The sequence below is a fragment of the Salinicoccus siamensis genome, from assembly GCF_042429615.1.
GTDB classification, from domain to species: Bacteria; Bacillota; Bacilli; order Staphylococcales; family Salinicoccaceae; genus Salinicoccus; species Salinicoccus siamensis.
In genome coordinates this window covers 1-18277 of the sequence record NZ_JBHMAH010000032.1, presented here as the reverse complement: position 1 = coordinate 18277, position 18277 = coordinate 1, and the positions used below count along the sequence as shown (strand labels likewise).

The 18277-nt window shown below is 45.1% G+C and carries 22 protein-coding genes; 7 read left to right on the top strand and 15 right to left on the bottom strand.

Annotation, left to right across the window (positions count from 1 at the left end; genetic code table 11):
- Positions 1–368 precede the first annotated feature (368 nt).
- Positions 369–776: a DUF2614 family zinc ribbon-containing protein gene (locus tag ACFFLE_RS11065; protein WP_380572188.1), complete on the top strand. Its 408-nt coding sequence runs from the start codon at positions 369–371 to the stop codon at positions 774–776.
- 25 nt (positions 777–801) lie between these two features.
- Here ACFFLE_RS11065 and perR read toward each other — a convergent pair whose 3' ends face one another.
- From perR to bcp, 3 genes are all read right to left on the bottom strand, one after another.
- Positions 802–1242, bottom strand: a complete 441-nt coding sequence (gene perR, locus ACFFLE_RS11060; protein ID WP_380572186.1) for a peroxide-responsive transcriptional repressor PerR — start codon at positions 1240–1242, stop codon at positions 802–804.
- 82 nt (positions 1243–1324) lie between these two features.
- Positions 1325–2269 (bottom strand): D-2-hydroxyacid dehydrogenase, encoded by a 945-nt coding sequence (locus ACFFLE_RS11055; protein WP_380572184.1) that lies wholly within the window; start codon positions 2267–2269, stop codon positions 1325–1327.
- On the bottom strand, positions 2270–2719 hold the full coding sequence (gene bcp, locus ACFFLE_RS11050; RefSeq protein ID WP_380572182.1) for a thioredoxin-dependent thiol peroxidase: 450 nt from the start codon (positions 2717–2719) through the stop codon (positions 2270–2272).
- Between the two features lie 139 nt (positions 2720–2858).
- Between bcp and ACFFLE_RS11045 the strand changes: the two genes are divergently transcribed.
- Positions 2859–4151 (top strand): glutamate-1-semialdehyde 2,1-aminomutase, encoded by a 1293-nt coding sequence (locus ACFFLE_RS11045; protein ID WP_380572180.1) that lies wholly within the window; start codon positions 2859–2861, stop codon positions 4149–4151.
- A gap of 11 nt (positions 4152–4162) precedes the next feature.
- A complete protein-coding gene (locus ACFFLE_RS11040; RefSeq protein WP_380572178.1) occupies positions 4163–5275 on the top strand; it encodes an FUSC family protein in 1113 nt (370 codons plus the stop codon).
- A gap of 31 nt (positions 5276–5306) precedes the next feature.
- Here ACFFLE_RS11040 and ACFFLE_RS11035 read toward each other — a convergent pair whose 3' ends face one another.
- From ACFFLE_RS11035 to mutY, 4 genes are all read right to left on the bottom strand, one after another.
- Positions 5307–5918 (bottom strand): DNA-3-methyladenine glycosylase, encoded by a 612-nt coding sequence (locus ACFFLE_RS11035; protein WP_380572176.1) that lies wholly within the window; start codon positions 5916–5918, stop codon positions 5307–5309.
- 15 nt (positions 5919–5933) lie between these two features.
- Entirely contained in the window at positions 5934–7670 is a 1737-nt protein-coding gene (locus ACFFLE_RS11030; protein ID WP_380572174.1) for an ABC transporter ATP-binding protein, read from the bottom strand.
- A 56-nt stretch (positions 7671–7726) separates the two neighbouring features.
- Positions 7727–8272, bottom strand: coding sequence for a nucleoside tri-diphosphate phosphatase (gene ntdP / locus ACFFLE_RS11025; RefSeq protein WP_380572172.1), 546 nt, complete (start codon positions 8270–8272; stop codon positions 7727–7729).
- Between the two features lie 62 nt (positions 8273–8334).
- Complete coding sequence (mutY, locus tag ACFFLE_RS11020) at positions 8335–9363, bottom strand: A/G-specific adenine glycosylase (protein ID WP_380572170.1); 1029 nt, start codon at positions 9361–9363, stop codon at positions 8335–8337.
- Positions 9364–9412: 49 nt separating this feature from the next.
- Between mutY and ACFFLE_RS11015 the strand changes: the two genes are divergently transcribed.
- Complete coding sequence (locus ACFFLE_RS11015) at positions 9413–10390, top strand: metal-dependent hydrolase (RefSeq protein WP_380572168.1); 978 nt, start codon at positions 9413–9415, stop codon at positions 10388–10390.
- A 24-nt stretch (positions 10391–10414) separates the two neighbouring features.
- Here ACFFLE_RS11015 and ACFFLE_RS11010 read toward each other — a convergent pair whose 3' ends face one another.
- The 8 genes from ACFFLE_RS11010 to ACFFLE_RS10975 form a co-directional block, all read right to left on the bottom strand.
- Positions 10415–11173 (bottom strand): hypothetical protein, encoded by a 759-nt coding sequence (locus ACFFLE_RS11010; RefSeq protein WP_380572166.1) that lies wholly within the window; start codon positions 11171–11173, stop codon positions 10415–10417.
- A 10-nt stretch (positions 11174–11183) separates the two neighbouring features.
- Positions 11184–12674, bottom strand: a complete 1491-nt coding sequence (locus ACFFLE_RS11005; RefSeq protein WP_380572164.1) for a mediator of RNA polymerase II transcription subunit 10 — start codon at positions 12672–12674, stop codon at positions 11184–11186.
- A 4-nt stretch (positions 12675–12678) separates the two neighbouring features.
- The gene (locus ACFFLE_RS11000) at positions 12679–12999 is read right to left on the bottom strand and encodes a YfhH family protein (RefSeq protein ID WP_380572190.1); all 321 of its coding nucleotides are present in this window, start codon (positions 12997–12999) and stop codon (positions 12679–12681) included.
- Positions 12968–13762: a RecX family transcriptional regulator gene (locus ACFFLE_RS10995; protein ID WP_380572162.1), complete on the bottom strand. Its 795-nt coding sequence runs from the start codon at positions 13760–13762 to the stop codon at positions 12968–12970. The genes ACFFLE_RS11000 and ACFFLE_RS10995 overlap by 32 nt, the downstream gene beginning before the upstream one ends.
- Before the next feature lie 10 nt (positions 13763–13772).
- Entirely contained in the window at positions 13773–14282 is a 510-nt protein-coding gene (locus ACFFLE_RS10990) for an acyl-CoA thioesterase (protein ID WP_380572160.1), read from the bottom strand.
- Positions 14283–14380: 98 nt separating this feature from the next.
- Positions 14381–14536 (bottom strand): hypothetical protein, encoded by a 156-nt coding sequence (locus tag ACFFLE_RS10985; RefSeq protein WP_380572158.1) that lies wholly within the window; start codon positions 14534–14536, stop codon positions 14381–14383.
- A 71-nt stretch (positions 14537–14607) separates the two neighbouring features.
- Positions 14608–15840 carry an aminopeptidase gene (locus tag ACFFLE_RS10980; protein ID WP_380572156.1) on the bottom strand — a complete coding sequence of 411 codons (1233 nt, stop codon included), beginning with the start codon at positions 15838–15840 and terminating at the stop codon, positions 14608–14610.
- A gap of 13 nt (positions 15841–15853) precedes the next feature.
- Positions 15854–16051: a DUF1128 family protein gene (locus ACFFLE_RS10975; protein ID WP_344700667.1), complete on the bottom strand. Its 198-nt coding sequence runs from the start codon at positions 16049–16051 to the stop codon at positions 15854–15856.
- Positions 16052–16204: 153 nt separating this feature from the next.
- Here ACFFLE_RS10975 and ACFFLE_RS10970 point away from each other — a divergent pair, with 153 nt between their 5' ends.
- The 3 genes from ACFFLE_RS10970 to ACFFLE_RS10960 are packed head-to-tail and all read left to right on the top strand — an operon-like array spanning position 16205 to position 18170.
- Positions 16205–16525: a YtxH domain-containing protein gene (locus ACFFLE_RS10970; protein ID WP_380572153.1), complete on the top strand. Its 321-nt coding sequence runs from the start codon at positions 16205–16207 to the stop codon at positions 16523–16525.
- Between the two features lie 57 nt (positions 16526–16582).
- Positions 16583–17626: a YihY/virulence factor BrkB family protein gene (locus ACFFLE_RS10965; protein WP_380572151.1), complete on the top strand. Its 1044-nt coding sequence runs from the start codon at positions 16583–16585 to the stop codon at positions 17624–17626.
- Positions 17610–18170, top strand: a complete 561-nt coding sequence (locus tag ACFFLE_RS10960; RefSeq protein ID WP_380572149.1) for a beta-class carbonic anhydrase — start codon at positions 17610–17612, stop codon at positions 18168–18170. The genes ACFFLE_RS10965 and ACFFLE_RS10960 overlap by 17 nt, the downstream gene beginning before the upstream one ends.
- Positions 18171–18277 lie beyond the last annotated feature (107 nt).

The following is an 18277-nucleotide window of genomic DNA, read 5'->3' as shown; positions in this document are numbered from 1 at the left end:
TGGATGGATTAACCATCCGGTTTATTGGAATTAACGTTGACATATTGTCATTCAGTTTTCAATGTTCTCTTCGTTAGTTGTTTCGAGCTGACTTTTACAATGTTACATCATATCTTTGAAATAATCAACGGTAAGTTTTACACTTTCGATTATTTTTTTGAAATTAATGTTTTATTGCTTCAGCGTTCTGTTGGGCGCCGTTCAAATCAGCGACTTTTATATCATAGCAATTTACGCAATTGGTGTCAACGCTTTTCAAAAACTTTTTCAAATCTTTTTTAATCACAACTTGTTCACCAAATGCTAAATATTAGATTATCATAAAAGGCTCAAGTTGTATATAATGAATTTCAGAGGTGAATTAGTATATGAAAAAACAGGGCAATAAAATCTTAAGGATAAGAGGCTATGCATTGGCCTTGATATTCATAGGTATGATTATCATGTACGCTGGGGTGTTCTTCAGAACCATACCTTGGCTCTTTGGCATATTCCTCTTCGTAGGACTGCTGCCGATTCTCTTAAGTTTTGCTATCTACTTCTGGGTCGGTATGATAAGTACACGTGCGCTCACAGTTCAATGTCCGAATTGCGAAAGGCATACGAAGATACTTGGACATGTGGATTTCTGCCAGCACTGCAAGGAACCACTCACAGTAGATAAGGAACTTGAAGGCGAGGATTTCAGCCTCGACTACAATGTCCCCCACCGTAGGGAAAAGGCAATTGAAGAGAAAAAACAAGACGGAAACATGCAAAAAGACGAGCAGGCATAAGCCAGCTCTTCTTTTTGCATTTCATCTATGCTTCCCTACATTCCGGGCAAGTGCCGTATATCTCGAGCCTATGGTGGCTTACATCATAAGATGTGACCGACCCTGCCAAGTGTTCGACCTCTTCAAGCCCTGGATAATGGAAATCGGTGATCTTTCCGCATTCACTGCAGATGATGTGATAATGCGTATCTGTAATGAAATCAAATCTGCTCGAGGAATCTCCGTAAGTAAGTTCTTTGACAAGCCCAGTTTCCTTGAACAGCTTCAGATTGTTATATATGGTTGCGACGCTCATATTGGGATATTCATTCGACAGCGCTTTGAAAATATCATCAGCAGTCGGGTGATCTTCGGTTTCAATCATATACTTGAGCACTGATTTTCTTTGAGGCGTTATTCTGACGCCAGTCTCTTTCAGCGCGTTGATCGACTCGGTAAACCGATCATGGGCATCCATCATCTTCATATTGATACCTTCTTTCTATTAACTGACTACTATAATAAGATTATTGTACTCGGTGGGGAAATTGTTTGTCAAATCACGTAGATCAATATCCTCTACTTGGCTCTATTATATTCTCCATGGCATTGAAATCATTCATATGCAGGAGATTCCGCATGAATATTTCAAATCCACGCTTCAGATACCCTGACGTCTTGGAAGAAGCGTGGGGGGTAATTGTAAGATTGTCGAACGTATAGAACTCATGGGTTTTAGGCAACGGTTCCTCATTGAAGACGTCAAGTATCATATGCCTGATCATGCCTTCTTCGAGGACTGCCGTTATCGTTTCGTCAGTCATGATGTCGCCACGTCCGATATTGACGAATACCGCAGACTCTTTCATCTCTTTGAAAAAATCCAAATCAAGCATATGTTTCGTATCAGGTGTGCTTGGTAGAATATTCACTACGATGTCAGCAGCGCCTATTTCGGTATTCAAGTCGCTGATTGCATGCACAGCCTGAAATCCTTCTGCCTCATGCCCCGTCGTGTTATAGCCAGTCGTCTTCAGGCCGAATGCCTCCAATACGGAAGCAAGATGGCTACCGATGCTGCCTGTACCCAGAATATGAACAGACTTATCGTATATCTCTTCGGTTTTGGCATTCTTTCTCCAATGACCCTGCGCCTGGTCTTCTTTCAATTGATGGAATCCTTTGTAGAAATCAAGCAGCAGGCCAATCGTATATTCAGTCATTTGGATTTTGTGGATGCCTCTTGCGTTCGTGATATGAACATGTTCCAATTCCTCAAGCGGGAGGTCATCGAGACCAGCACTCATGACCATCATCCACTTTAAATTTTTGAAGGATCCAACATCTTCTGATGTGAAGTCCGAGCCATAGGTGACGAAAATATCACACCACGCTTTATCTTCCTCAGTCATTTCTTCAGATTTCCGGTAGATATATGTCAGTTCTGGATGTGCTTCCTCTATAGCTTCGACCATATGTGGTTTCAGGTGCACTGTGGATAGGATATGTTTCATCTACTGCACTCCTTCCATATATGCTTTAAGTTCATCCATATGCGATTTCGCATTGACATCATCCCACCGCTTCATTATATTGCCTTCCTTATCAACAATGAATGTCGTACGCACAATCCCCATAAATTCCTTGCCGAAGGCCTTCTTCTTTCTGTACACCCCAAGAGCCTCAGACAATTTGAATCCCTCATCGACCAGCAGATCGAAGTTCAAGCTGTTTTTCTCGATGAAATTCTGGTGTTTTCTCTTTGAATCCCCGCTTACACCGTATACTTTGACTCCCAATTCATTCAGACGCGCCATATTGTCCCTAAGATCACATGCCTGCGTCGTACACCCAGGTGTATTATCTTTTGGATAGAAATAGATGACCGTCCTGTCTCCAAAGTCTTCATTGGTGATGCGCTCGCCATCTTGATTCTCAAGTTCGAACTGAGGAAATTTTTCCATCTGTAGTCCTCCTAAAGGTTTCTTACTCCTGATGATACATAAATTTCCCTTTACGCTCAATAGATGTTACTTCTTAAATAAGCCCCCGGTATATGGTAGAATACTGATTGTAAAAAAAGATGCTAAAGGATGAAGTAATATGTACTCTCATAAGAAATCAGAAGCACTCCGTGCTGAAGCGGAAAATGTAATTTTAGGTGGCGTCAACTCCCCTTCCCGTTCGTACAAAGCGGTGGGCGACAGAGCACCGGTCGTTATGGATCGAGGCGAAGGCGCCTACTTCTATGACGTTGACGGCAACCGCTATATTGACTATCTCGGGGCCTATGGCCCAATCATTACCGGACATGCCCATCCGAGGATACATGAAGCAATAGCCGAACAGAGCAGCAAAGGAATACTGTATGGTGCCCCGACGACCCTTGAAGTGGACTTCGGTAAAAAGATTAAAGAAGCCATCCCTTCATTAGAGCGTGTCCGTTTCGTGAACTCAGGTACAGAAGCTGTCATGACGACGATCCGTATTGCACGGGCATATACAGGACGCAATAAAATACTTAAATTCGAAGGATGCTACCACGGCCACTCCGACCTCGTGCTCGTCGCTGCCGGAAGCGGACCGGCGCAGCTTGGCACACCAGACTCTGCCGGAGTGCCTAAAGGGGTTGCAGAGGATGTCATTACCGTACCATTCAACAATCTCGATGACTTCAAGACGGCCATCTCCCATTTCAAGGATGAAATCGCAGCCGTGCTGGTTGAACCTATTGTAGGCAACTTCGGCATCGTCGAACCCGAGGATGGTTTCCTTGAGGCGATAAATGAGATTTCCCATGATAATGGTTCACTCGTCATATATGACGAAGTCATCACTGCTTTCAGGTTCATGTTCGGTGGGGCCCAAAATCTGCTTGCTGTCGAGCCGGATCTTACTGCTCTAGGCAAAATCATCGGCGGTGGCACTCCAATTGGAGCCTACGGTGGCCGCAAGGATATAATGGAAAGTGTGGCCCCTCTTGGCCCTGCCTACCAGGCTGGTACCATGGCCGGAAACCCACTGAGTATGGCAGCCGGTTTAGCCTGCCTTGAAATCCTTGAGCAGCCTGGGGTGTACGAGACGCTCGACAACCTCGGTAAAAAACTTGAAGATGGCTTGGTTGACCTGATAGATAAGTATGACATTAAAGCGACGATCAATCGCCTCAAGGGTGCACTGACCATTTACTTTACAGAAGAGTCGGTGACTGATTACACTATGGCTGAGGCCAGTGACGGTGAAGCATTCGCCAAGTTCTTCAACGGCCTGATAGATCGCGGAATCAATATTGCACCTTCCAAGTATGAAGCGTGGTTCCTGACTACTGAGCATACTGAAGCAGATATTGAAGAGACCCTTGCGATTGTAGAGGATGTTTTCAAAAATGATTTTTAGGAGATGCTGCCATGCGGTTTGGCGCTAGAGTCTTCAAGACAGGCATTACCGTTGTTCTAACCTTGATGGTTACGAATTTCTTCAATTTACAACCTTCATTGATTGCTGCAATCGCCGCCGTTTTCGCCCTGCAACCGAACGTCCACAGATCTGTGATGCGGACATGGGACCAATTCCAGGGCAACCTGCTCGGCGCAATAGCCGCAATCATCATGGTGCTCCTGTTCGGCAACAACATCATCGTAATCGGACTTACTGTGATTCTCGTCCTCGCAGTGTTGCTGTTCTTCAACTTACAGAGTGTATCGGCGCTTGCCGTGGTCACGATGATTGCCATCATGGATGCGCCGACTGTCATGGAGTCATCCACTTCCCTCGATTTCCTTGAAGCAGCGGGCACTCGATTTTCGCTGGTGATGATTGGTGTCCTATCATCACTTCTGGTCAACCTGCTGTTCATACCGCCAAAATACGAGACGAAAATGTACCATAACTGTTTCAATATAACGAGCGACATCTTTAAATGGCTCCGTCTCGAACTCAATGCGGTAAGTGAATATCAAATCGTCAAAAAGGATATTGAATCCCTACGTACGAGAGTCGTTACACTCGAAACGATGTATTTGTGGTACCGCGAGGAAAAAAGTTATCTCAAGCGTAATCGTTTCGCATCCGCCAGACGCAAGATCCTGTTCAGGCATCTCATTTCATCTACCCGCAGAGCTTTTGAACTACTGCGTAAGCTCAACCGTTATGAAAATGACTATAATCATCTGGATGAGGATTTCAGATTTCGGATCAGGCATGAAATGGACCAACTGATGGCCTATCATGAGCAGATATTCATGAAATTCACTGAAAAGATCCGTCCGGAAGCCGAATTTGAAATATATGACATAGAAGACCGTTCCGAAAACACCATGATGGATGATTTCGTCAAGCTGTATCAGGAAGCAGAAACAGAGGATGAGAAAGTCCAGTATGAAAATATTCTAGAATTCATCTCATCATTGCATGAGTATTCCAACTCTCTTGACCGCCTTGACCGACTCACATCCAGCTTCTTCAAATTCCATTCTGATAAAAATAAAATAAACATCCAAGATGAAACTTTGGATATATAAAAAGCTCAGGTGCTTAAGCACCTGAGCTTTTTCATTTCCATCCGTTGTTGTCCAGAGGTTTACCGCGGAATCTGCTGACATGAGGATTTCCTTTAACTATGAAGCGGTAAAGATAATCTGTCGCTTCAGCCTTATTGTCGATACCGATGCGTTTGGTCGCCTCTATCTCTCTCGGCGTCCTACCTTCCCTCAAAGTCAATATGCCGTTGTTCAGTTCAATGCCATTGTGAAGCTCTCGTCTGATGCCGAGGGATTTGGTCAATTTACCCGGACCATCAGTCAATCCTTTCTCGCGCCCCCGCCTGTCAATCATCGTCTCGATGCCGTGATTCGGTTCTATCCCCCGGATCAGGACACCTTCTGGGTGTTCGCGCTCCTTCGTCAGGATATTCATGCAGTGGTGCCCATGCATGGTATAGACATAGATATGACCGAAATCATTGAACATCATTTCATTCTTTTTAGTCATCTTGCCCCCGAATGTATGCGCCGCGCGATCGTTGAGCCCGAGGTAGGCTTCGGTTTCAGTGATGAAACCGCTTGTCTCCACCCCATCTATATGAGTGATCACTTCTACACCAAGGAGCTGCTTTGCTGCATTTAATGTATCTTCTCCAAGAAAGCTGATATCAATTACAGCCATTAGACTTCACCCCTTTTATAGGTTTTGGATGCTGTAGAGATTATAATAATCCCCCTGCTTTTTCATCAGTTCTGCATGGGATCCTGATTCCCTTATCTGGCCATCCGCCATCACGAATATACGGTCAGCGTGCGTAATCGTTGAAAGCCTGTGTGCAACGATGATCGTCGTCCGATTTTGTGACAGTTCCAGCAATGTATCCTGGATGATACTCTCGCTTTCGAGATCCAGGGCACTGGTGGCTTCATCAAGGATCAAAATAGGCGGATTTTTAAGGAATACCCGAGCAATGGCAATGCGTTGCTTCTGCCCCCCGGATAATTTGACGCCCCGTTCCCCGACTTCGGTATCATAGCCTTCCGGCAGCTCCATGATGAACTCATGGGCGTTCGCCCTTGCTGTTGCTTCCAGCATCTCTTCCTCAGTTGCATCAGGTTTGGCAAGCATTATATTTTCCCGTATGCTGTCGGAGAACAGGATGTTGTCCTGCATGACGAGCCCCACATTGTTACGTAGGGATTCAATCGTGTAGTCCCTGATGTCGGTGTTGTCGATCGTCACCTTACCGGCAGTCACATCATAGAACCTCGGAATCAGTGTGACCAGGGTGGATTTGCCTCCCCCGCTCATACCGACGAATGCAACAGTTTCACCGCTTCCAACACGGAAATTGATATGCTTCAACGTATCCGTATCTTCTCCGTTGTAGTCGAATCCGACATCCCTGAATTCAATGTTGCCATCAGTATGTTCAAGCTGTTTGGCACCTGGCCGGTCTTTGACATCATATTCTTCATCAAAGAGCTGGAAGACACGATCCATCGACGCGATACTCTGCGTCAATGTAGTAGATGACGAAACGAGCCTTCTGAGCGGACCGTACAGACGGTCCAGATATGCAATGAATGCAGCAAGCGTCCCGACGGTAAGGTTACCCTGGATCACCTGATAGGCGCCATACCCCACTACAAGAAGCGGTCCGATATCCGTGACCGTATTGACAACGGAAAAACTTCTCGCCGTCCATTTTGCATGGGTTGTGGCCTTGCTCAGAAAGTTGTTGTTGTGCTTATTGAAATTTCCAGCTTCATTCTTTTCAACCGCAAAACTCTTTATTACATTGATTCCCTGTATGCGCTCGTGAAGAAAACCCTGCACTTCAGCTAGCGCCTGGGAACGCTCGCGTGTAAGGTTCCTCAGTTTACCGAAGAAATACCACACCCCGAATATATAGAGGGGGAAGATGATTATCGACACCAACGTCAATTCACCGTTCATCGAAAACATGATTCCAAGAGCGATCAAGATCGTCACCAGGTCGAGCCAGATGTTCATCAACCCTGTCATGATGAAGCTTTTAGTCTGCTCCACATCATTGATGACCCGGGAGATGATTTCGCCAACCTTGCTGTTGGAATAGAATTTGGCACTCAACATCTGGAGGTGGCCATACATTTTCTTTCTGATGTCGTAGAGGACCTTATTGCTTGTCCACTGGGCAAGGTATTGCCTGAAATATTCGACAGGCGGCCTGACGATGATGAAGATGAATGAAAAGAGCAGAAGGACTTGAATCAGCATATCGATTCTCTCATCTGTGCCTAAGCCCTCCGGCATGATGATATCATCGATGGTATATTTGATGAGCAACGGCAACAGAAGCGGAATCCCGAATTTGAGGACGCCGATGAGTATCGTCAATATGATCAGCCATTTATACGGTTTGACAAATTGCATGTAGCGTCTTATCACAGAAAAACTTCCTTTTCCTACATAAAAAACAACCAACTCTTTAAGTTGATTGATTTTTAGTATGATTTAAAATCATTATTGAACCTGCCCTGCCATACTTTTATGAAATCTGGTGCAAACGGACCTTTCTTCTTTTCGATCCAGTGTTGAAGCACATCGACGTTGTGCCTTAATATCCTATCGATATCTTCCGGATAATTCATCCTGTTCTTGTGCAGACGGTATTCGTCCTCATCAAGCAGATGGTACTTGCCGTCCGGGTACACTTTAATATCCAGATCATAATCGATATATTTCAGTGCCTCTCCATCATAAAGGTAGGGGGATGAAATATTGCAGTAATAGTAGACCCCATCTTCCCTGAACATGCAGATTACATTGAACCAGTATTCTGCATGAAAGTAGACGATTGCAGGTTCCCGGGTCACCCAGGTGCGGCCGTCACTCTCTGTGACGAGCGTCCGGTTATTGCCGCCGATCACCACATGATCGCTTCCCTTTAGGATGGTCGTCTCAGACCACACCCGGTGGATGTTACCGTCATGCTTATAGCTCTGAATCTTTACCTTGCTGCCTTCCTCCGGTATGGATTCCAGAGTCATATTCCACACCACCTTTAAAATTATACTATTGTATTATAGCATACGTAGAGTCAGGTATATAGTCATCCGCCCATGGCCTCAAACAAGTGGTATAGCTTCTGCATCGCCCTACTCATCGGCAGGTTACCGACATCTTCAAGTTTTATGAATTCCGGGTGGATATCGCGTGTATACAGGATATATCCTTCCATGAACCATTTTTTATGGGTGAAGACATGCGAGACGCTTCCTATATGCTCTCCCTTGTGATGGACCTCTATGCCCAAACTCTCCTCGATTGTTTCAAGTGACGTATCCACATCAAAACGCGGCAATTCATACATGCCCTGCAGCAATGTGCCTTCTTGCTTCTGTAGCAGGATCTCATTTTTACCATTCAGGATGAAATATACGTTATAATAGTATTCACTCTTCTTCTTTGCCTTTTTCTTGACCGGCAGTTCTGAAACCCTATTCTCCTGATAGGCTTCGCAATGCTGCCTGACAGGACATATGATGCATTTCGGTGCTCTCGGTGTACATATGGTGGCACCGAGTTCCATCAAGGCCTGGTTGAAGTCACCAGCTTCAAGAGGAATCAATGTCTCAACCCTCTCCTTGACTGTCTTTTGAACAGAAGGTTTGGTCATTTCACGATCATCTGCATCCAGCCGTGACATTACGCGGAGGACATTGCCATCCACTGCTGCTATGAGATGATTGAACGCAATGCTTTGGACTGCGCCTCCTATATAAGGCCCTACGCCCTTCAGCTTGAAAAACACTTCGGGATCATCTGGTACGACCGATCCGTAATGTTCTTTCACTTCCTTGACTGCCGCCTGGAAGTTTCTGATTCGATTGTAGTAGCCGAGACCCTCCCAGTCCTTTAGGAGCGCCTCTTCATCAGCTGCAGCCAAGCTGTCTATATCAGGATATTTTGTTATAAATTTCTCAAAGTAGGGTATAGCAGTAATGACTTGCGTCTGTTGCAGCATGACCTCACTTAGCCATATTTTATATGGGTCTCGTGTCTTCCTCCACGGAAGCGACCTTTGATTCAAATGATACCAGGCAAGCAGGTTATGGCTGAATTCTGAAGTTTTTAGCATAGATACTTTCCTCCAACTTAATTACATTATTCGAATGGGGAGATTTCACATGGATACTTTGACGCATACATTGATGGGTGGTACCATCGTCGGGCTCGCCGCAATCGATCCGACAATAGAACCTCTCTCGGTCGGGTTCGCCTCTGTAATAGTAGGTGCTTCCCTGATACCCGATATAGATACTGTGATGAAGATGAAGAACAATGCGGTATACATCACCCACCATCGTGGCATTACCCACTCCCTCCCCTTCACTTTTTTCATATGGCCTGTCCTCCTGACGGCCTTAAGCGTATTGCTGTTCGATCTGCCTGCGCTGAACATGTACCTCTGGATACAGTTCGCCGTGTTCCTTCATGTTTTCGTTGATATATTCAACTCCTACGGCACACAGGCTCTACGACCCATCACCCATACTTGGATTCAACTGAGCGTCATCAATACAATAGATATCCCGATCATCATCATGCATGTGCTCTTTTTCATATTATGGTATTTTGGTATATCACCTGTGACGCTGTTCATTGTTCTTTACCTAGTTATGTTCATCTATTATGTCACCCGCTTCTTCATACAATCATACTTGAAAAAGCAGGTGGAGCATCTGTTACCCAATGAATATATCAAACGCGTATTCTGTATGCCGACCATCCGCTTCTTTGAATGGCGTATAGTTACTGTAGCACAATCCTCCTATTATGTCGGACGGAGTTTCCGCGGTCAGATACTCTTCTACGACCGCTTCACCAAAAGTCCGCCTATCGAAGAGGAACGGTTCAACAGCATCAAACAGGATAAGAATTTCAAAGCTTTCACCTTCTTCTCATCGATCTACACTTACGAAGTGACAGATATTTCGGAAGACATCGTCGAGATACGCTATATTGATTTAAGATACTTGAAGGAGGGGCATTACCCGTTCGTCTGCATCATGCATGTCAACCGTCATACGAACGAGGTTGAACATAGCTACACAGGATGGGTATTTTCAGAAAGCAAGCTCCAGAAGAAACTCGCAGAAAACTGATGCTTCAACCAATAAAGCGACCGGTCATTGACCTGGTCGCTTTATTTTGAATTGGTACATGTTGATTTTAGTTTTACTGTAGTATTCGAACATCCACAGGTACAGGAATATCAATTGCCCAATGAACAAGATGTCATGCGGCAACCTATTGATGTTCCAGGGGATCTGCACTGCGTTCGTCTGCAATCCGTTGATGACATAGTAGAACGGATTCAAACTCAACAGGCTTGAAATCCATGGTTCAAGCTGTTCAGGCCTGTAGAGTACGGGGACTGATATCACAAGGACGATGAAGACGAATACATCGACAGTGCGTCTTTTTTTGATTTTAGCTGATAGGTAGAGCATTGTAAAAGGCAGGGTCAACAGCACGCCCAAAATCAGATAATATAGGAGTGTGAATATGTTGATGAGCCAGTCCTCTATGACAAGTGCGGTAAATGCGCTATAAAGTACTATAAACATCAGAAAGACGAAAGTCTGGAATATGACCGATGGCACTATTCTCATATACATCGGAATGTAGCTCATCTTGACGACTGAGTCCTTGTAGTAGAACGCATTCTCGTTAAGGACCACCATCCCGAACAGCCATACCGCACTCATTATACCGACAAGTGTGTAAAGATATTCCACAACTGCATTTTTATCCATGATTGCCATGGCGATCAGTAGAAATCCGAGTCCGCCGGCATATACGAACAGTGGGGTGAGTGTATGGGTCGAAAAAATGGAGGTCTGTCTGTATATCTGACGGATGAGATATTTTGTTTTGTGGTTCATGGCAGCCCTCCTAGCGGTTGATGTATAACCATGTTTCGTTCGATGCATCCAAGATCATATAACCTTCCGGCAAGCGGAATATCGCATCTTCTTCCGTAACACCGAATTCCTTATACATCTCTTCGATGTTTTCGGCTGGGAAAGACACCGAGAATACTACGTCATCCTTTATATGATAAGTGATGGGAACACCAAGTCGCGCATATCTATCTGTCTGCTCGGTAATCGTATCCACTTCATCATTAAGCAGCGACACGCCTCCATTCAGGAACTTTTTATAAAAAAGATAACTACCCCCGAATGTGTCGGCTGTGTATGGAAGGAGTTCTACCAAGGTGGTTTCAGGGTAGAGGCTTGCCGGGTTGAAGTACAGGATGGATGAGGCGTCCACTTCGACATCCAATCCATCCTCCACGATTCTATAATCGCCTTCCCTATCGCTCGATATTTCCAGTAGATACATGTAGGGGATGGACTCCCCTTCAAGTTCCAGATCCGGATCGGTATTGATGCCGTAGGCGAACCGCTCTGATTCTTCATCCTCTGGCAATGCAACGGGCTCTTCAGTTGCAGCCCGACTATCTGTAAATGAAATATCCATGAAAATGATTATGCTGGACATGAACATGACGAAGAGCAAGACTACGGAGATGATGATTTTCTGCACGTTGAACTGGTCTATCAGGCCGCTCTGGTTCCGGCTCATCCTCTTGAAGCCGTGTTCATAACGCCCATAATCCTCAATATTACGTTTCCACTCTATATCAAACTGGGCTTCTTCCCCCATATTCTTTATCTGGCTCTTCTTCTTCTCATAAGCACCATATTCAAGGACACCTTCGCGCACACTGCCGTCATACCTGATCTGGCCATAGCTGAGCCATAGGAAATAGTTTGCAAGCGTCTGAATCGGTTCAATGCCACTCTCAAGTAGCAGCACACCTTTTTCGGCCGCTTCAAGGGCATTGATCGTCTCTTTGAACACTTCTTTATCTTGCTTATCTAGATGGTGGTACATATTGCAGTAGATTACAATATCGGTATTGGCCTGTTTTGAGATTTCAAGAAGCACAAGCGCCAGTTCACGCCTTGTGAGATTGTTCATTGCAGTATATTGATGCTTCCTGAAGAGTGGTAGTTCCAAAAGGCGTTCCTCTGCCTTTCGGACGCCTTCTACATCCATGAACTCCTCAAGCAGCTCCCGCGTGAAGATATCCAAAGGATGCGGATTATCCACATGATCCAGCACATCGAGGCTCAGCATTGAGCTTGCGGTTTTGACCTTGCCCTTTTTCAGATCAAGTGTACCATTGACCACTTCCTTCAGATAATGGAGTGTCCTGTAGTCGGACAGTATACCCAAAACTTCTCCTTTATACAGATGAAAGGTGACATCCTTCAAGATGAGGCCTTCAGATCTGCCAAGCATGCGGTCTATGAACTTAGATGCTTCCTTGGCATATGTAAGCTCAAGGGCCCTGAGCAGAATGATGTTTTCCATCAGATCATCCTTTCTTCGGCAATTGCAGCATGCTTACCGGAATACCCGTCTCTTTTTCATCGCCTCCGATAAAGAACCCCCATGCGAAGATCCCCTTGATGTACTCCACTTTAAAGTAATGGTCCTCATTACTGATGATTTTGTATATCTTCCCATTTTCTATCAAGGATAGGTCGACGAAATAGCTCTCTGCTATCAGGACTTGCCGCTCGTTGACACGGTATTCATTTTCAATCCCCATCATTTCCGCTTTCCTCATCGCTTCACGTTTTTCCGCGATATAGGTCTCCAGTTCACGTCTCGTCATTGTGTTCAAAGGTTTCATCATCCAGCCCTCCCAACTTTTCCTGAATCGAATCATATGTGTAGCCTTTTCTCATCATTGCCTGTATAAGCTTCTGCTTCAGGGCGTATCCTGTCTCTTTCTTTTGATAACGCCTCAAGTATTTTTCAAAGTCCCGATTAAAATGCACATCTTCATCGTAGTCATCATCGAAATCGATCATGGCCAGATGCCCGCCGGTATAACCCTTCTGATAAAGTTTTTCGGTGAGTTTCATCTTAAATTGCTGATAAGACCCCTTATGCCGCTTCAACTGCTTATCCTTCAGCTTATTCATCCGCTCCGGATCGATCTGCGCACTGAACTTTTCGACATTCTCGCGGATGATGTCCGGGTGGACTTTATGTTTCTTCAATTCCCGTTCTAAGGCATGCGGCCCTTTATCTGTGGTGGCAAGCATTGTATTCTTCAGGGCTTCTGCATAATGGGCATCGTTCAGATACCCTTCTTCTTCAAGCCGTTTGATGGTCTCATCAATCATTACAGGTGCATAGTCTTCGGCCAGATACTTTCTCATTTCATGGATTGTCCTCAACTTGTAGCTGATGTATCCGAGCGCCCTTACATAAGCTGCATCAAACTGGATGGCGGACAATACCTCGTTATACTCTTCCTCGCCAAGTATTCTCTCGGGTATGAGCCGGTACTTCACTACCGACTCCTCATGTGCCTTAAAGGAGGAGCCGTCATCCATCTGTATGTCATACATGCCCTTCTTGCCGCGGGCCACTTTTTTTATCTGCATCTAACCCCTCCTAACCGAGAAGATCTGTTGCAAAGAATTCCCGTAACGCCTTTGAGCGATCGCGCCTTTTGCGCCTATGTTCAGCACGCTCTTCCCCTGTTTCGTCCAGCCACTTCAATCGCTCGTTATCTGCGATGAGGCCTGGTACGCTGATGGATGAACCTGTATCATCCAAGGCGACGAAAGTGAGGAAGCTGAATGCGGCGAGTTTCCTCTCTGTACCGTTCTCCAACGTGTCCTTTGATACTTTGACAAGTATCTCCATGGAAGATTTCCCAGTGTGGGTGACCATTGCCTCCAGCATAACGACATCCCCCAAGTTGATGGGTTCCAGAAAATCGACCGAGTCTATGGAAGCAGTCACCACTTTCGATCTCGAATGCCGTCTTGCTGCAATCGCTGCCACATCATCTATGTATTCCATAAGTCTTCCTCCGTAGAGCGTCTGATGATTGTTCGTGTCGGGCGGCATCACATTCGAAGTCATTACTGTATAGGATTCCGACATCTTTTTTTCCATTATTATTCCCTCCATCCCAAATACTACTACAATAGCATATCCCCTACATTAAAAAAGAAGGGATACAATCATCCCTTCCCATTCTTATAATGCTGAACCTAAAGATCTCTTTCCAAAGCTTCTTCCGGCGTATCAATCACAAGTCCATCTTTAGCGGTAAGTGCTTTTGACAGGAAGTGGTAAAGTGTCGCAGCAAATCCGAGTATGGCGAACATAAAAGCCATAGTTATTAGGAACATCATTCCAAAGCTCATGTGAATCCTCCTCTAATACTTATCCTATTATTTATATTCTACCATATTTTTTCTTCTTTGCATCTACAATTTTAGAAGGCCCAGTTCCCTTTTTCAAATACTTTCTCTTCCTTGCCGTCCTCAGTGATACCGTAGATGTTGAGTGCGTCGGAACCTATCATGAAGTCGACGTGGCTGATCGAATCGTTCAGTCCAGCAGCCTCAAGCTCCTCCCGGGACATGTTCTTGCCGCCTTCGATGCAGAAGGCATAAGCACCTCCCAGGGCGATATGGCATGACGCATTTTCATCGAAGAGGGTATTATAGAACAGACGTCCCGTGTTTGATATCGGCGAGTCGTCCGGTACCAGTGCCACTTCTCCGAGGTACCTCGAACCTTCGTCGGTATCAAGCAGATTTTTCAGGACTTCATATCCTTTACCCGCTTCGAAATCAACGACTTTACCATCTTTGAAAGTCAGCTTGAAATCGTCTATCAGATTTCCGCCATAACTGAGCGGCAGTGTATTGGATACATATCCATCCACACGCGTTTTCTCAGGTACGCTGAATACTTCCTCGGTCGGCATATTGGCCATGAAGGTTTCGCCGTCTTCATTTTCACTTGAGGCGCCAGCCCACAAGTGCCCTTTCGGTAGGCCGATCGTCAAGTCGGTGCCGGGTGCTTCATACCGGAGTGCATTATATTTTTTATCGTTGAGGTAGTCGACTTTCTCGTGCAGGAGTGCGTCATGCTGCTGCCATGCTGCGACAGGGTCGTCCTGATCTGCGCGTACAGTGTAGAGGATCAGGTCAAGCAACGCCTCTACCGCATCATCGTCACTTTCATCCGGGAATACAAGCCTTGCCCAGTCACGAGATGGATAACCAGCGACGCACCAGCTGTGGTAATCGGATTGGATGCGGTTTGAAAAGTCCTTAAATGCTTTACCTGAAGCAATCTGCATCGCTTTCAACTTCTCTGGATCTATATCTTTCAAAAGTTCCGGCGAAGAAGATGTGATGCTCAGGAAGCCTGCTTTTTCATCAGAGTAGTGCATACGCTCATCAATCATCCATTGGTGGATGGTTGCAAGCTCTTCTTTCTCCTGGTGTTTGGCATGGAGTTTGGTCAGCGCGTCGTCCGTCAGGCTTACTTTGACTTCTTTCGCCCCTTTTTCATATGCTTTCTCGGTAACCAGGCGAATCAACGGCAAAGCATCTTGTGCAGACCTTATGAACACTCGCCCCCCTTCTTGGACATTCAGGCCTACATCGACAAGCAGATCGGCATACTTTTCAAGCTTTGAAATTTTTTCAGTCATTGAAGTCTCTCCTTTACTTCCTGAGTTTTGATAATTCTTCGATTATGGCGGTCTGTTCGATGGCTGTAATCTGATTTCTTGATGTCACCATTTCGTGAATCTCATTGAGCTGTTCGACATTATCATCACTGAAATCCTCTGCATTGAACACCCCTTTGTTTACCACATTCAGTGAACTTTCTATATCCTTCAACATTTTTTCCTTATCCATTGGTCATTCCCCCATCTCATAGAATCAATTCATTACAATAATAACAAAGTTGAATTAATAATAAAATTTTTATTCAACTAAGGGATGAATAAAGTTTGAAGGTTGTTTAAAATGGATATAAGCAACTATAAATCAACCAAAAGGAGAATTTACATGAAGAATAAGATGTTGCCAGCAATACTGATTGGTGCTGCCGTAGGTGCAGGACTCAGCCTTATCGACAAGAACACAAGGAACTCGGTAATGAGTAGCACAAAAGATCTCAAATATTATGCCCAAAACCCAGAAGAGGCAAAGCAGAAGATGAACTCCGGCTCCGGTCAACCTTCTAAAATCGATTCACTCAAGGACGAAGTAATGTTCTGGAAGGAGACTGTCGAAGAGATTCGTCGCAATAACCCTGAACTCGAGGAGTCCTTGAAGGATGCCAAAGATACATTCATGAAAAAACGTGATCAAAAGAAGTTGAATTAAAAACGTTGGGCTGACGCCAGTCGGCCTTTTTATTTTAAAAGATAAGGAGTTGAGCATGTGTCTAAACAATCCAATTCTGATTATCTGAATCAAGCGAAACAAGAAGAGAAAGAACAGATAGTAGATAAAAACAAGCATTCCGAAGGTGAGACTTTTGTCGAAGAAGTCGAATTCAAATCAAAATTAAGCAAGAAGCCGGATGAACGCTTATACGTCTCTAAAATCAATAAACCAGCCAAGTACAAGGAAGACGGAAATTTCCTCCAAAACCTGATGTTTCAATTTTCAAAAGACAATACATCCGGTATGGGGGCGCAGCTCGCCTACTATTTCCTGTTGGCGATCTTCCCTTTACTGATCTTCCTGTTGACCCTGGTTCCATTATTCCAGATAGATCAGGAAATGATTACGCAGTTCATCCGGGATTACGCACCGGCAGACATCTCAAGCATGTTGGAGGGCATCATTTCCGATGTCATGGAAAACTCCAATGGTGGTTTGCTCTCAGTCGGTCTGATTGTGACGTTATGGTCAGCCTCTAACGGCATGACTGCCCTGATGAATGCCTTCAACGTCGCGTATGATGTGGAAGATAACAGAAACTTCCTCATCGCCAAATCATTGTCGATCGTCTTTACAATCATTCTTGCGATTTCCGTCCTTCTTACATTCGTATTGATTGTATTCGGCGAACAGATCGGTAATCTGATGTTCGGCATCATAGGGCTGGATGAGCAGTTCCAGACCATATGGAACCTTGTCAGAAGCTTGCTGCCTGTTCTCTTGGTATTCATCGTGTTCGTCGTCATCTACACGACAGCGCCGAATATCAAGCTGCAGATTAAAGCGGTCATTCCAGGTGCAATCTTTACAACCATCGCATTCCTGGTGGCGTCATGGGGATTCAGTTTCTACATCTCCAACTTCAATAACTATTCTGCCACGTACGGCAGTATCGCTGGTGTAATCGTGCTGATATTATGGTTATACATCACGGGCGTCATCATCATCCTTGGGGCCCAGATCAATGCCATACTGCATAAACGTTCAATGAAAAAGAAACGGCAAAAGGAGAATGCGAACAATGAGTCTACTGTATGATCTACTCGACTTCAACAAAGAATTTATAGACAATAAAGAATATAAAGAGTATCTCACAGATAAAACCCCGCAGAAGAAGCTTGTACTCATATCATGTATGGATACGCGCCTGACGGAGCTGTCGACGAAAGCATTGGGGTTGAAGAATGGTGACATCAAGCATATCCAGAATGCCGGTGCCGTCATTTCCCATTCCTATGGCAGTACCATGCGGAGCATACTTGTGGCGGTCTATATGCTTGGCGCTGAGGAAGTGATGGTCATGGGTCATCATGATTGCGGGTTCGGTTCATTGAAACCGGAACCTATGATTGCAAATATGAAGGCACGGGGCATTCCAGACAATACATTCGATATACTCGAGCACTCGGGTATAGATATCAAAAACTGGCTCAAAGGTTTCGACAGCGTAGAAGAAAGCATCACTGAAAGCATTGAGAAGATCAAGAGCCACCCCCTTATGCCTGCTGACGTGCCGGTCCACGGCACAGTAATCAGCCCGGATAATGGCAAGGTAGACCTTGTGCACGATGGCTATCAATGAGAAAAGGACCGTATTGGATAATTGATCTGAACCCTACCAAGTTGACAGATGAAATAATATAAATGTTTCCCGCCTGAGAATGGAGATTCTCAGGCGCTTTTCTATGC